This window comes from Syntrophotalea carbinolica DSM 2380, assembly GCF_000012885.1.
Classification (GTDB): domain Bacteria; phylum Desulfobacterota; class Desulfuromonadia; order Desulfuromonadales; family Syntrophotaleaceae; genus Syntrophotalea; species Syntrophotalea carbinolica.
In genome coordinates, this window is the sequence record NC_007498.2 from 3,284,547 (window position 1) to 3,297,543 (window position 12,997).

General features: G+C 59.7%; 8 protein-coding genes. All 8 read left to right on the forward strand.

The annotated features are described in order from the left end of the window. Position 1: 1 nt before the first annotated feature. The 8 genes from tssC (at position 2) to PCAR_RS15295 (ending at position 12,993) form a co-directional block, all read left to right on the forward strand. Entirely contained in the window at positions 2–1,543 is a 1,542-nt protein-coding gene (gene tssC, locus PCAR_RS15260; protein WP_011342595.1) for a type VI secretion system contractile sheath large subunit, read from the forward strand. Positions 1,544–1,790: 247 nt separating this feature from the next. Continuing rightward, complete coding sequence (locus PCAR_RS15265) at positions 1,791–2,276, forward strand: Hcp family type VI secretion system effector (protein ID WP_011342597.1); 486 nt, start codon at positions 1,791–1,793, stop codon at positions 2,274–2,276. Positions 2,277–2,394: 118 nt separating this feature from the next. Further along, entirely contained in the window at positions 2,395–2,823 is a 429-nt protein-coding gene (gene tssE / locus PCAR_RS18100; RefSeq protein ID WP_011342598.1) for a type VI secretion system baseplate subunit TssE, read from the forward strand. Further along, positions 2,816–4,573, forward strand: a complete 1,758-nt coding sequence (gene tssF, locus PCAR_RS15275; protein WP_011342599.1) for a type VI secretion system baseplate subunit TssF — start codon at positions 2,816–2,818, stop codon at positions 4,571–4,573. Before tssE ends, tssF begins: the two co-directional genes overlap by 8 nt. After that, entirely contained in the window at positions 4,537–5,514 is a 978-nt protein-coding gene (gene tssG / locus PCAR_RS15280; protein WP_011342600.1) for a type VI secretion system baseplate subunit TssG, read from the forward strand. Before tssF ends, tssG begins: the two co-directional genes overlap by 37 nt. Positions 5,515–5,571: 57 nt before the next feature. Then, positions 5,572–8,271, forward strand: coding sequence for a type VI secretion system ATPase TssH (gene tssH, locus PCAR_RS15285; protein WP_011342601.1), 2,700 nt, complete (start codon positions 5,572–5,574; stop codon positions 8,269–8,271). Between the two features lie 161 nt (positions 8,272–8,432). Further along, positions 8,433–10,505, forward strand: a complete 2,073-nt coding sequence (locus PCAR_RS15290) for a type VI secretion system Vgr family protein (protein ID WP_011342602.1) — start codon at positions 8,433–8,435, stop codon at positions 10,503–10,505. Positions 10,506–10,623: 118 nt separating this feature from the next. Continuing rightward, the gene (locus PCAR_RS15295) at positions 10,624–12,993 is read left to right on the forward strand and encodes a type VI secretion system Vgr family protein (RefSeq protein WP_011342603.1); all 2,370 of its coding nucleotides are present in this window, start codon (positions 10,624–10,626) and stop codon (positions 12,991–12,993) included. The last annotated feature ends 4 nt before the right edge of the window (positions 12,994–12,997 follow it).

Here is a 12,997-nt window from a genome sequence, read left to right on the forward strand (position 1 = left end):
TATGAACATGCAGAATACGGCACCGAGCAAAAGCAAACCTCAAGAAGAAGTCCTTCTTGACAACGAGAACTCCTACGAACGTTTATGCGAGCTGGTCGACATCGCTCCCCTGAACGAATCGATCAAACTGAACAGCTTTGCCGACGCGTCCCGAATGGCGGATATTTCCCTGCAGGAACGGCTGACGGCCGGCATCCAGGTGTTTCTCGACCTGGCAACCCGGAACAATTCCCAGATCGAACGGATCGACAAAACCCTGCTCGACCAGTACATCGCCCAGATCGATCAGACCATCGGCAATCAACTGGATGTCATTCTTCACCACCTGGATTTTCAGAAGATGGAGAGTGCCTGGCGCGGCCTTCAATTCATGGTCGACCGCTGTGACTTCCGCTGCAACACCAAAGTGGAAATCCTCGACTGCTCCAAGGAGGATCTGCTGGAGGACTTCGAGGAAGCCCCCGAAATCATCCAGACCGGTCTCTACAAGCATGTCTATGTCAGCGAATACGACACGCCCGGCGGTCAGCCCTTTTCCAACATTGTCGCGAACTTCGAATTCGACAGCTCGGCCCAGGACGTCACCCTGCTGCGCGAAGCCTCCAAGGTTTCGGCCAGTGCCCACTGCCCCTTCCTGGCGTCGGTCGGTTCGAAATTTTTCGGCAAATCCAGCGTCGAGGAAATCGCCAAGATCAACGACCTGTCCAACTACATGGAAAAGGCCGAGTTCACCCGCTGGAGAAGCTTCCGCGAAACGGAAGACAGCCGCTACGTGGGTCTGCTGACTCCCCGATTCCTGCTGCGCCTGCCCTACGGCCAGGACACCATTCCGGTCCGCACCTTCAATTATGAAGAAAACGTCAGCGCCGAGGACCACCGCAGCTATCTGTTCGGCAACCCGGTCTTCGCCTTCGCCGGCAACATCGCCCAGAGCTTCGCCAAACACGGCTGGGCCGTCAACATCCGCGGTCCGGAAGCCGGAGGGAAAGTTGAAAATCTGCCGGTGCACCTGCACGACAGCGGGAAGGGCATGCAGATCAAGATGCCCACGGAAATGCTGGTTTCCGAAACCCGCGAACTGGAAATGGCCAACCTCGGCTTCATCCCCCTGAGCTATTACAAAAACAGCGACTTCGCCTGCTTTTTCTCCGCCAACTCGGTGCAGAAACCGAGCGAGTACGCCAACACCGAGGCCAACGCCAACAGCATGATCAACGCGCGGCTGCCCTACATCTTCCTGGTGTCGCGGCTCGCTCATTATCTCAAGGTCCTGCAGCGGGAAAACATCGGCTCGTCCAAGAGCCGCCAGAAACTGGAAAACGAACTGAACGCCTGGATCCAGACCCTGGTGACGAAAATGAAGGACCCCGAGCCGGAACTGATCGCCACCCACCCCCTGCGGGACGGCCAGGTAACGGTGCGGGAAATCCCGGAAAACCCGGGCTACTACAGCGTCGACCTGTTTGTCCGGCCGCATTTCCAGATCGAGGGGGTGGACGTGCAGTTGAAACTCGTGGCGCAGATGCCGCGGGATAATAAATAAAAATGGTGACTAGCTTTTCATCCAAATCGAAATCGGGATCGAAATCGGCCTTTGACTTCGATTTGGATTCTGGGTCCGGGATCGAAACGGAAAATCGAATTAAATCGAAAGGCGAACACCCAATTTCGATTTCGATAGCGATTTCGACACCGACAACTTCAAAATCAATCGGCCCGGTTGAAATACAACGGGCCAATTTCCCCGCTGGTGCACCAGGCACCGGACACATAAACCAAGGAGGATACCAATGGCTATTCCCGGCTACATGACCATTCTCGACGATCAGGGTTCCAAGGTAGAAGGGCCGGTCAAGGTCGCAGGACGCGAAGGAACGATCGAAATCCTCGGCTTCGATCACGAACTGCGCATCCCCACCGACAACGACACCGGCAGCCTGACCGGCACCCGCAAGCACGAACCCTTCGTCTTCCTGAAAGCCTTCGACAACGCGACCCCGTATTTGTACAAAGCCTGCAGCAACGGCCAGACCCTGAAGAGGATCGACCTCAAATGGTACCGCATCAACGATACCGGCACCGAGGAAGAATATTTCCGCCACACTCTGGAAAACGTCAAGCTCACCTCGGTCAAGCCGACCATGCACAACGTGAAGGACCTGGACAAAGAGCGCTATCCGCACCTGGAAGCGGTGGCCTGCCGCTACGCCAAGATCACCTGGACCTACATCGACGGCAACATCTCCTTTTCCGACAGCTGGACCGAAGGACGCTGATTTAATGCCCGGGGGTGCCGCAAGGCACCTCCGGGCCCCCCCCTCTCCCTCGAGGAAGAAAGCTTGGGTGAGGGTGAATAGAGGAACATCAAATAATACAACTATTTAGCAAGCAGCTATGTCCCAAACTATCTTCGACATCCTGACATCCGATCCCTCCGGCGAATCACGGGGCGAGCTCAGATCTTCCGAGGAAGATCTGTACCTGAGCATCCGGAATCATCTGCGGCGGCTGTTCAATTCGCGGCGAGGCTCCCTGACCCATCTGCCGCACTTCGGCATGCCCGATATCGCCGCCCTGTATCTGGAGCTGCCCTACACCAGCGACCGGATCATGAGCGCCCTGCGGCAGTGCGTGATCGAATTCGAGCCCCGTCTGGGCCATCCTCATGTCCGCGCCATTCACCACGAAGATGATCGGGACGTTACCCAGTTCGAACTTTTCGGCGAAACCCCTTTGGGTCGCCGTGTCAAATATATCGTTTCGCTGTATCGAACCGGCGCCGTCGAGGTGGCCACCACCTGGGAGCAATACACCCATGGGTAAATATTTCGATACGGAAATGCGACTGCTGCAGGAAGCGGCCCAAGATTTTGCCCGGGCTTTTCCCGAAAAAGCCCGGATGCTGGGCCTGCAGGATATCAAGGACTGCGATCCCTACGTGGAACGCCTGCTGGAGGGCATGGCCTTTCTGACGGCCGAGGTCAAACAACGGATCGACGACGATGTGCCGGAACTCGCCGAAGCGCTTCTGTCTCACGTCCGGCCTTATTTTCTGCGCCCCTTCCCTTCCTGCTGCATCATGCAGTTCAGCCCTCGTCCCGGCCAGATGAGGCAGACCACGACTCTGCCGAAGGGAACCTCCCTGACCAGCAAGGGGGTAACCCTGCCGGATCATACCCGGCAGACAGTCGGTGAACGCGTAAGCTGCAGTTTCCGCACCACCAGCGACGTAACCCTGCAGCCCCTGCGCCTGGCGTCCTTTCAGCTCGCCACCGCCTACCATGGCCGGCAGGAAATCCAGCTCCATTTTCAGTTCGACCATGACATTGCCCCGGACCAGTTGGATCTCGACTCGATCAAGCTGTACCTGCACGGAGACCCAGCGACTTCCATGGCCCTGTACCAGGCCCTGACGGCACAGGCGGAGGAGGTCAGTGTCACTTTCCCCGGCGAAGCGGTTCGGCCCTGCGTTCTTGGCCGCCAGGAAGCCATCGAACCCTGCCATCTGGACGCCGAGAACCTGCTGGTGAGTTCATCGGGCCGCGGTTTCCTCGGCTTTCATCTCCTGCACGAATATTTCTGCTTCCGCGAAAAATACCAGTTTGTGGCCCTACGCAACCTCAACAAGGTGTCGTGGCCAAAAAAATGTTGTGAATTTATGATTCACATCCGGTTGGCGGAGGCCTTGTCTGATGAATATCGCCTGAGCAGGGAAAATTTCCGTCTGCACTGCGCCCCCGTCATCAACTTGTTCGAATCCACCAGCGAACCAATTTCACTGACCCATAAGCAGACGGAATACCCCGTGATCGCCGACACCAACCATCCCGACGGGATCCTCATCTACAGCGTCAACGGGGTCACGGGCAAACAGCCGGCAACGGGCAAGATCCACCTCTATTCCGCGCTGCCTTCCTTCAACCATCGGGCCGGCACCGACCGTTACTACCATGTGAGCCATCGCGTCCGAGAAGGGCGCAGGCACATGACTTATCTGTCCGTCGGCGGGGCCATGACGGAACGACAGGAAATCCTCTCCTGCGACATTACCGCCTGTAATGGGGCTATTCCCCGGGAACACCTGCAGGTTCGAGACATCAAGGCCCCGGCACAGGAATTTCCGTCCAACGTAACCTGTGAAAACATCACCCGGCCCAGCCGGTTTCTCATGCCCCCCGACCGGCCGGACTACCGACTGGCGCTGGTCGCCCACCTGACGGTCAGCTACAACAGTCTGTCCTCCATCGACAGTTTTCGACAATTGCTGTCCCTGTACGACTGGAGCGACCAGGAGCAATCGGGCAAGCGCATCCGTGGCCTCACCGATATCCGGGTTTCGCCGCTCAATCGGGTGTATCGAGGTGCACTGCTGCGTGGCATGGACATACAACTGTCGATGGAGGAAAGCGAATACATCTCGCCGGCGGACACCTACATGTTCGGCACCATTCTGCACCACTTCTTCAGTATGTACGCCAGCATCAACGCTTTTGTGCAAACCGGCTCCCGGCTGAGCCCTTCCAACAGTGAGATAACATGGGAACCATTGCTCGGGGAAAACTTCCTCATCTGATCGAGGACCTGCTGAAAAACCCTTCCGCCTACAGTGTCTTTCAGGCCCTGCACCTGATCGAGACCAACTTCGGGGAGGAAACGGCAAGCGGTAACGAAACACAGGGATTCATCGACCTGGCTCCCGCCACGGAAATGACCTTTCCGGCCGGCGAAATTCGGCATTGCCGGGTGGATGAAAACGCCCGTTACCGCCTGGAGCTGAATTTCATGGGGTTCTACGGGGTCGATTCGCCCCTGCCCCAATTTTTCAACGACATTGCAACATTCGATACGCCGCGCGGCGCCGAATTGCGCGGCTTTCTGGAGCTGTTCAACCAGCGGCTCTATCACCTGCTCTACGAAGCCTGGAAGAAGATGAACCTCCATGGTTCCGGCGATGGACGAACCAGCCTCTATTGCCGATACCTTGAAGCCCTTTCCGGCGGAGGCGGCACCTGCCGGGTTTCGGGACGCTTCGACTACGCGGGGATTTTGGCCACCCGAGTCAAAAACAGCCAGTCCCTGGCCGACATGCTGGAGGATTTCCTGCATTGCCCGGTAACCGTCAAGCAGAACATTCCCTACTGGATCGAGCTGGAGGAAAGAACGTCGCTGGGAAGCGGTCTGGCCCTCGGAGACAACGCCATGCTGGGCAGCCGGCTGATGGATGTCAACAGCAAGATCCGGCTCCGAATAGGCCCCCTGCCGAGCCGCGATGCGGCCGACCTTCTGCCGGGACGCCGCGCGGCCGCCACCCTGGCCGACATGATTCGCGAATATCTGGATCCCACGATCCAGTACGACCTGGAGCTGTTGATTCAGCCGGATGCGGGCTATGAGTCGATGCTGGGTGGAGGCCAGGCGGTTCTGGGCTGGACGACCTGTCTCGGCCAGGCCGGCGATAAGGTTAATCGCGTTCGGCTTACGGGGGGCAGTCTGGATCGGCAGCGGGAAACATAAAAAGCCTAACCCCCGATTTCAATTGCGATTCCGATAAATATTTTTTGGAGGAAATAGATGAGCACCGCACAGATCAAAGCTCTGCTGGACAAACTGAACGAACACTGCCTGCAAGCCCTGGAATCGGCCGCCGCCTTTGCCGGGATGCGTGGTCATTTTGAAGTCTGTATCGAGCACCTGGTGGTCAAGCTGCTGGAGAAGGGCGAAGGGGACTTCGACCTGATCCTGCGCCATTTCGACGTCAACCTGGACCGGCTCTGGCAGGCCATGCTGGACAACCTCAGCCGCCTGCGGTCCGGCAATCGCAACAAGCCGTCTTTTTCACTCCAGCTTCTGGAGTGGTTCGAACGGGCCTGGACGATCAGTTCCCTGCGCGACCCCCAGGCCCAACTGCGCTCGGGTGCTCTGCTCGAAGCCCTGCTGGACCTGGCGCCGCGACTTCCCGGCACGGCTTGGCTGTCCCTGGAAGTCGTATCCCGCAATCTGCTGCAGTCCCACCTGGCCGAACTGATCCGGTTTTCGGTGGAAAACCCTCAACTACCCAGTGCAGCCGAAGCCGTAGTGCCATCTCCGGCGACGGCGTCGGTCCGTTCTGCCGACACCGCTACTCCGCACCTGGACGCCTACACCACCGACTTCACGGCCCGGGCCGCCAAGGGTGCCATCGATCCGGTCCTGGGGCGCAACGACGAGATTCGTCAGATCATCGACATCCTGACCCGCCGCCGCAAGAACAATCCGATCCTGGTCGGCGAACCCGGCGTCGGCAAGACGGCCGTGGTGGAAGGCCTGGCCCTGCGGATTGCCGAAAACGGGGTGCCGGACAGCCTGAAAAAGGTCCGTCTGGTCGGGCTGGATCTGGGCCTGCTGCAAGCCGGAGCCGGGGTCAAGGGAGAATTCGAAAAACGCCTGAAATCGGTGATCGAAGAGATAATCTCCTCGCCGACTCCGATCATTCTGTTTATCGACGAGGCCCACACCCTGATCGGGGCCGGCGGCGACGCCGGCCAGGGCGATGCCGCCAATCTGTTAAAACCGGCCCTTGCCCGGGGAGAGCTGCGCACCCTGGCCGCCACCACCTGGAGCGAATACAAAAAGTATTTCGAGCGGGACGCGGCCCTGGAGCGCCGTTTTCAGATGGTCAAGGTGGAGGAACCCTCGCAGGACAACGCCATCGTCATGCTCAACGGCCTCAAGGGCCATTACCAGAAACATCACGGGGTACTGATCACCGATAGCGCGGTGGAGGCCGCGGTGAGCCTGTCGAGCCGCTACATCAATGGTCGCTACCTCCCCGACAAGGCCATCGACCTGCTCGATACCGCCGCCGCCCGGATCTGCATGGGCAAGGCCGCCACTCCGGCAGAGGTGGATACCGCCCGCGAGCATCTGACCTATATCGAAAGGCGCCGCAAACACCTGGCCGAGGAAACCGCCCAGGGTATCCCCGCCGACGTCAACCTGCTGGCCGACCTGCAACAACAGGAAGAGGAGGCCCGCAAGCAATTGACCGAACTGGAGCAACGCTGGCAAGCGGAACGAGCCCTGGTCGGCCGGATTCAGGAATCCCGTACCGGCGGCAAGGACGCCCTCGCCGATCTGGCAACCCTGCAACGGGACCTGCAGGAATTACAGAAAAACTCTCCTCTGGTCCAGCCCGAAGTCGACGCCGACACCATCGCCCGGGTGGTGGCCGACTGGACCGGCGTTCCCGTGGGCCGGATGGTAAAAAACGACCTGGCCAACCTGCTCGATTTCGAAAATACCCTGAGCCGGCGCATCATCGGCCAGGAGTCCGCCATCCACGCCATCGGCCAGTCGATTCGCTGCAGCAAGGCGGGCCTGCGGGAAAACCAAGCCCCCATCGGCGTGTTCCTGCTCACCGGCCCCAGCGGGGTGGGCAAAACCGAAACCGCCCGGGCCATCGCCGACACCCTGTACGGCGGGGAACGGTTCATGGTGACCATCAACATGAGCGAATACCAGGAGGCCCATTCGGTTTCGCAATTGAAAGGCTCGCCGCCTGGCTATGTCGGCTACGGCGAGGGCGGCATTCTGACCGAAGCGGTGCGCCAGAGGCCCTATTCGGTGATCCTGCTCGACGAGGTAGAAAAGGCCCATCCCGACGTACTCAACATGTTTTACCAGGTCTTCGATCGGGGCTTCATGCGCGACGGCGAAGGACGGGAAATCGATTTCAAGAACACCGTGCTCATCATGACCAGCAATCTGGGCGCCGAAACGATTCTGGATCTGTGCGCTCCTCCGGAACCGGTCGGCGAAGAGGAGGAGCCCGAAACGCCCTTCGCCCCACCATCCCACGGGGCCTTGATCGAGGCGGCCCGCCCCGCCCTGACGGCTCATTTCCCAGCGGCGCTGCTGGCCCGCATGCAGATCGTGCCCCTGCGTCCCCTGGATCGGGACACCCTGCGGCAGATCATCGCCCAGAAACTCGACAAGGTCGCCCAGCGGCTGTTCGACGCCCACGGCATCCGCATGCGCTGCACCCCGGAGGTCATCGACCATCTCGTCGGCCGCTGCCATACCCCCGAATCGGGAGCCCGCGCCGTCAACACCCTGATCGAGCAAAACCTGTTGCCCGGCATCTCCCGCAGCCTGCTCGGCTTCATGGTCAACGAGGACATGCCGCAGCTCATGGCTCTCGAGGTTGGCGAAAACGGTGAACTTGAGTGCCTTTTCAGCGACATAGTGAAGGAGGACGAACCCCAATTCGCCCAGGCGGGGGCAGGTGGATAAAGGAGGTTTTCATCCAAATCGAAATCGGGATCGAAACCGGCTTTTTGCCTTTGATTTCGATTTGATGACTATCCCCGAAAATCAACAAAGCCACCCCCGATACCGATTTCGATAGCGATTTCGATTTGGAAAAAGCAATAACCAAAGGAGGGAAAACTACCATGACTCCACAGAATGCCGCCAACCTTTCCCTGAACAGGGCGGCCAACATAAGTCATTTTGGATTCCGGATCCGCTCCGTGCCGGATGACACCTTTACCGTAACCGGTTTTTCCGGCAAGGATCACGGTATATCGCAAGATTTTCGTTTTACCCTGACGCTCACGGCCCAGGCGGAACTGACGGCTTCGACGGTCGTCGGCAACCGTGCCACCATGGAGATGCGATGGGGAGGGACTCCCCTTTTTCTACACGGCCTCGTGGACCACTTTTCCAGGGAAAACGATACCCCGGAAGCCATGTGCTACCAGGTCATCTTCACCTCGCCCCTGTCCCTGCTAAAACAGAACACCAACAACCGGGTTTTTCTGAATCGCACCGTTCCCCAGATCATCGGCGATATTTTGCGCAGCGCCGGCTTCGAGCAGGACGACTATGCCGTCGACCTGACCGAAACCTATCCCCTTCGGGAATTCGTGATTCAATATGCCGAAACCGATTTTGCCTTTCTGTGCCGCCTGCTGGCACGCTCCGGCATCTTTTTTATGTTTGAAAGCGATGCGGAAAAATCCCGCCCCCGTTTCTGCGATCGAAGCGCGGCACGCCCTGCGTTACCTGGGGTCAGCGCATTGCGCTATCAGCCGCAAACCGGCACCGCCCGTGCCGTCGAGACCATCTATGCCCTGCATAGCCATGCCCGCCTGCTCCCTGGTACAGTCCGCGTTACCGACTACAACTACCGAACCCCCGAGACGTTACTCGAAGCCAGCCAACAGTCGGCCATGGGTGCCGCCCTCGGCGAAAACGCGGTGTACGGGGATCACTTCAAAACGATTGAAGAGGGCCAACGCATGGCTTCCATTCGCGCTCAGGCCCTCGACACGGAGCGCATGGTCTACGTGGGAGAGACGGACTGCCGTGGACTGCTGCCGGGATACCGCCTCAAGATCACCAATCATCCCCTGCCCGCCATGAACGACGACTACCTGGTGGTCAGCGTGGAGCACACGGCCGACCAGGGTGCGGCACTGGCCTTTGGAGAGGAGGCCAAAGGCCCCACCTACACCAACCGAGTCCGCCTGATCAAGGCCGCAACGCCTTATCGGTCGCCGATTCCCAAGCATCGCCAATTGGTCGGGACCTTTACCGCGCGTATCGAGACCACAGGTACCGAATACGCCTATCTCGACGAGCAGGGGCGATATCATATCCGCGTCGATTTCGACCGGGGCGATGCCGAAGCGGGACAAGCCAGCCATCCGGTGCGCCTCATGCAACCCTACGGCGGCGACAACTACGGCATCCATTTTCCCCTGCGGTCCGGCACCGAGGTCGCGGTCACCTGCGTCAACGGCGATCCGGACCGCCCGATTGTGACCGGCGCCCTGCCCAATCCCCAAAACCCTAATGTCGTCACCTCCGACAATCACACTCAGAACATCATCCGCACCGTCAGCGGCAACGAACTGCTGATGGAGGACCGCCAGGGCCAGGAAAAGATCGAACTCTTCACCGCCGAGCGCAAAAACATCCTCACCCTCGACGCCAACAGCGACGGGCACAAGGTCCGTCTGGCCACTGAAGAGGGCAAGATGGAGATCGCGGCCTGCAAAACCATGTTGATCGAATCGGGCGACACCCAAACGGTGCAGTCCGGAAACGACCACATCGTCACGGTGGAAAACTCCCAGCGAATGATGACCCGCAACAAAGAGATAGCCTACCAGGCCGCCACCGATTTCCGCCTCAAGGCCGGGGACAACATCCAATTCAAAGCGGAAAAGCAGAACATCGCCATGACCGCCGGCAAGGACATGGTGGTGGACGTGGCACGAAGCTTGTCCATGGAAGTGCGCAACAGTGACATGGAGCTGCTTGTGAACCGCGGCAACCTGCATATCAAAACCGCAAGGGACACCAGCGTGATCGGCCAGGGCGGCGGCACCATCACGATTACCCAGCAAAACGGCACCATTCAAATCACCAAAGATGGAGACCTTGCCATTTCGGCCGGCAAGATCACCATCCAGGGCAACAGCATTAACCTCAAAGCCGGCAAAATCAGCGAAAACTGATGAGCGAAGTTATGCATACACCATCCGAAATCCGGGTACTCCGACAAGGGTTGCATGCCGAGAGATCTTGCGTCGCAGGCGGACATACCTTCTTGAGCGCATACAACAGGAGAAAACCATGAGCCTTTCCGCCAGACAGTCGCGCCTGCATCTGGAACTCGGCGATGCCGGGTTTTCCGTGCTGGGCCTGAGCGGCAAAGAAGAGCTGAACCGCCCCTTTGCCTTCGACGTCAGCGTGCTGGCCGACAGTTTCGCTGCGCTGCTGGATTGTCTGGGCGCGCCGGTCTCTCTTTTCATGACCGCGCCCGACGGCTACGAGCGCCGGCTCAACGGCATACTCACCGAAGCCAGGGTCGAAACGGACCTGGCGGACGGGCGCAGCATCGTCTGCCTCAGCGTGGCATCCCGCCTGGCGCTGCTGCAGCTGCGCACCGACAGCCGCCTGATCCTCTCCGAAACCCTGCCCGCTATCGTGCGCCAGACCCTGTGCCGCAACGGCATCGACGAAAACGCCCTGCGCTTGGAGCTGGCCCGGCAGTACCCTGTCCGCCCTTCCACCTTGCAGGCGCAGGAAAACGACCTCGACTTTCTCCTGCGCCTGACCGGCCGACAGGGGATGTTCATCTGGACCGACGCCGCGGACGACCACGAAATCCTCCACATCGCCGACACCACCAACCGCTGCCCCATGCTGGCGCGAGAATTGCTGACATACACACCCAACGCCGGGATGGAAACCGACAAAGGGCCGGGCAAAGTCGGCATGCTCGGCATCATCGACCGAGCCGAGATGGTTCCCGCCCGCCACTGGGTGCATGACGTTCATGAAAACGCCCCCGAGCATCCCATTTTGTCCGGGCGTGCCTCCGATCAGGCCAACGCCCCTGCCCGGGACGCCGCCGGCACCAGCGCCGTCAACTTCGGCAGCGGACTCGCCAACGAAGAAGAAGCCAAACACGAAGCCGTGATCCGCGCCCAGCGCTCCAACTGCATCCGCCAGACCCTCAGCATCCGCACCCACGCCGCCGACCTGCGGGCCGGGGCCATCATCCGTCTCGACACCAGCGGTTACAGCTGCACCCTCGGCGGCGACTACCTCATCGTCTCCGTTGAGCACACGGCCCGACAATACGGCGGACTCGGCCTGACAGGCCAGGCCGACAGCCCCTACACCAACACCGCCGTGCTCGTCCGTCGCGAAACGCCCTGGCGACCCGAGATCAAACCCGTCGGCGAGCTTCCCCTGATCTTTTCCGCCCGCATCGAAAGCCGCGACGAACTTGCGCAACTCGACTCTGCCGGCCGTTACAACTACCGTCAGTATCCCGACAGTAACAGCGCTGCTCATGCCGAAGCCTCCGCCTCAGTGCGACGGTTGCAGCCCTACGCCAGCCCCAGCGAGACCCTGCCCGCCGGCTGGCATCTGCCGCTGCACGACGCTAACGAAGTGCTGATCAGCTGCCTCAACAACGACCCCGACCGCCCCATGCTCGTCGGCACCCTGGCCAACCCCGCACGCCGCTCCGTAGTCACTGAAGAAAACGCCCATCAGAACCGTCTGCTCACCGCCGGCGGCAACGATCTGACCATGGACGACTGGCGGGATAAATCCGCCATCAGCCTGTGTACCTTCAACGGGCACAACATGCTGCATCTCAACGCCGATGTGCTCGGTCACCGGGTCAACCTGGTCAGCAGCCAGGGGCAGATGGAATGCTATGCCAAAAAGACCATGGCCACGCACTCCGGCGACACCCTCACCGAAACCGTCAGCAACAATCGGCTCCAACAGATCGAAAACCGCCACGGCACCACCACCAACAAAAAGGAAGTGCACCACCAGGCCAACACCGACGGCGACATCAGCGCCGCCGAGCATATCCAGATGGAATCCGGCCAGAACACCGAGCTTACCGCCGGCCAGGACATGCGTCTCGACATCACCGAGAGCACCCGCATCCAGGTCAGGGAACAGGACGCCCTCATCCACATCGACAGCGGCAGCCTCACCGTCCAGGCCGAGCAGGCGATCACCATCGAAGGGGACGGCAAAGGCGAAATCGTCTTCGAGCAAAACGGCGGCGGCTTCCGCATGGCCCCCAACGGCGACATCACTCTATACGGCGACGAGATCAGCCTCAGCGCCGATGCGATCAACTTCTACGGACCGATCAGTAAGGAGGTTACCGCGCCCGACGCGGTGCCGGCGACGGGCGTGGCGGAGGTGCTAACGGCCAAAGCGATCTCCGATTTGGCCTCGGAACAACCCTCGGACGCCATCACTATCCTCCTTGAAGACTTTTACGGCAACGAACTGGACGGACATTTTCAGAAACTCAAAGGACGGCCCTGGCGGTTTCTGAGCGATATGGGTGATGAGCGCACCGGGGTCATCAAAGATCATGTCATACAAATAAGCGGAGTCCACATCAACAGATGTTTTCAGTTCGGCATCAAGGATATCAAGCTGAATATAGGCGAGGATTGACAGG

Excerpts from the sequence above, each read along its gene's own strand:
- tssC (WP_011342595.1), top strand. The coding sequence starts at position 2 with ATGAACATGCAGAATACGGCACCGAGCAAAAGCAAACCTCAAGAAGAA.
- tssH (WP_011342601.1), top strand. The coding sequence starts at position 5,572 with ATGAGCACCGCACAGATCAAAGCTCTGCTGGACAAACTGAACGAACAC.
- tssG (WP_011342600.1), top strand. The coding sequence starts at position 4,537 with ATGGGAACCATTGCTCGGGGAAAACTTCCTCATCTGATCGAGGACCTG.
- tssF (WP_011342599.1), top strand. The coding sequence starts at position 2,816 with ATGGGTAAATATTTCGATACGGAAATGCGACTGCTGCAGGAAGCGGCC.
- PCAR_RS15290 (WP_011342602.1), top strand. The coding sequence starts at position 8,433 with ATGACTCCACAGAATGCCGCCAACCTTTCCCTGAACAGGGCGGCCAAC.
- PCAR_RS15265 (WP_011342597.1), top strand. The coding sequence starts at position 1,791 with ATGGCTATTCCCGGCTACATGACCATTCTCGACGATCAGGGTTCCAAG.
- tssE (WP_011342598.1), top strand. The coding sequence starts at position 2,395 with ATGTCCCAAACTATCTTCGACATCCTGACATCCGATCCCTCCGGCGAA.
- PCAR_RS15295 (WP_011342603.1), top strand. The coding sequence starts at position 10,624 with ATGAGCCTTTCCGCCAGACAGTCGCGCCTGCATCTGGAACTCGGCGAT.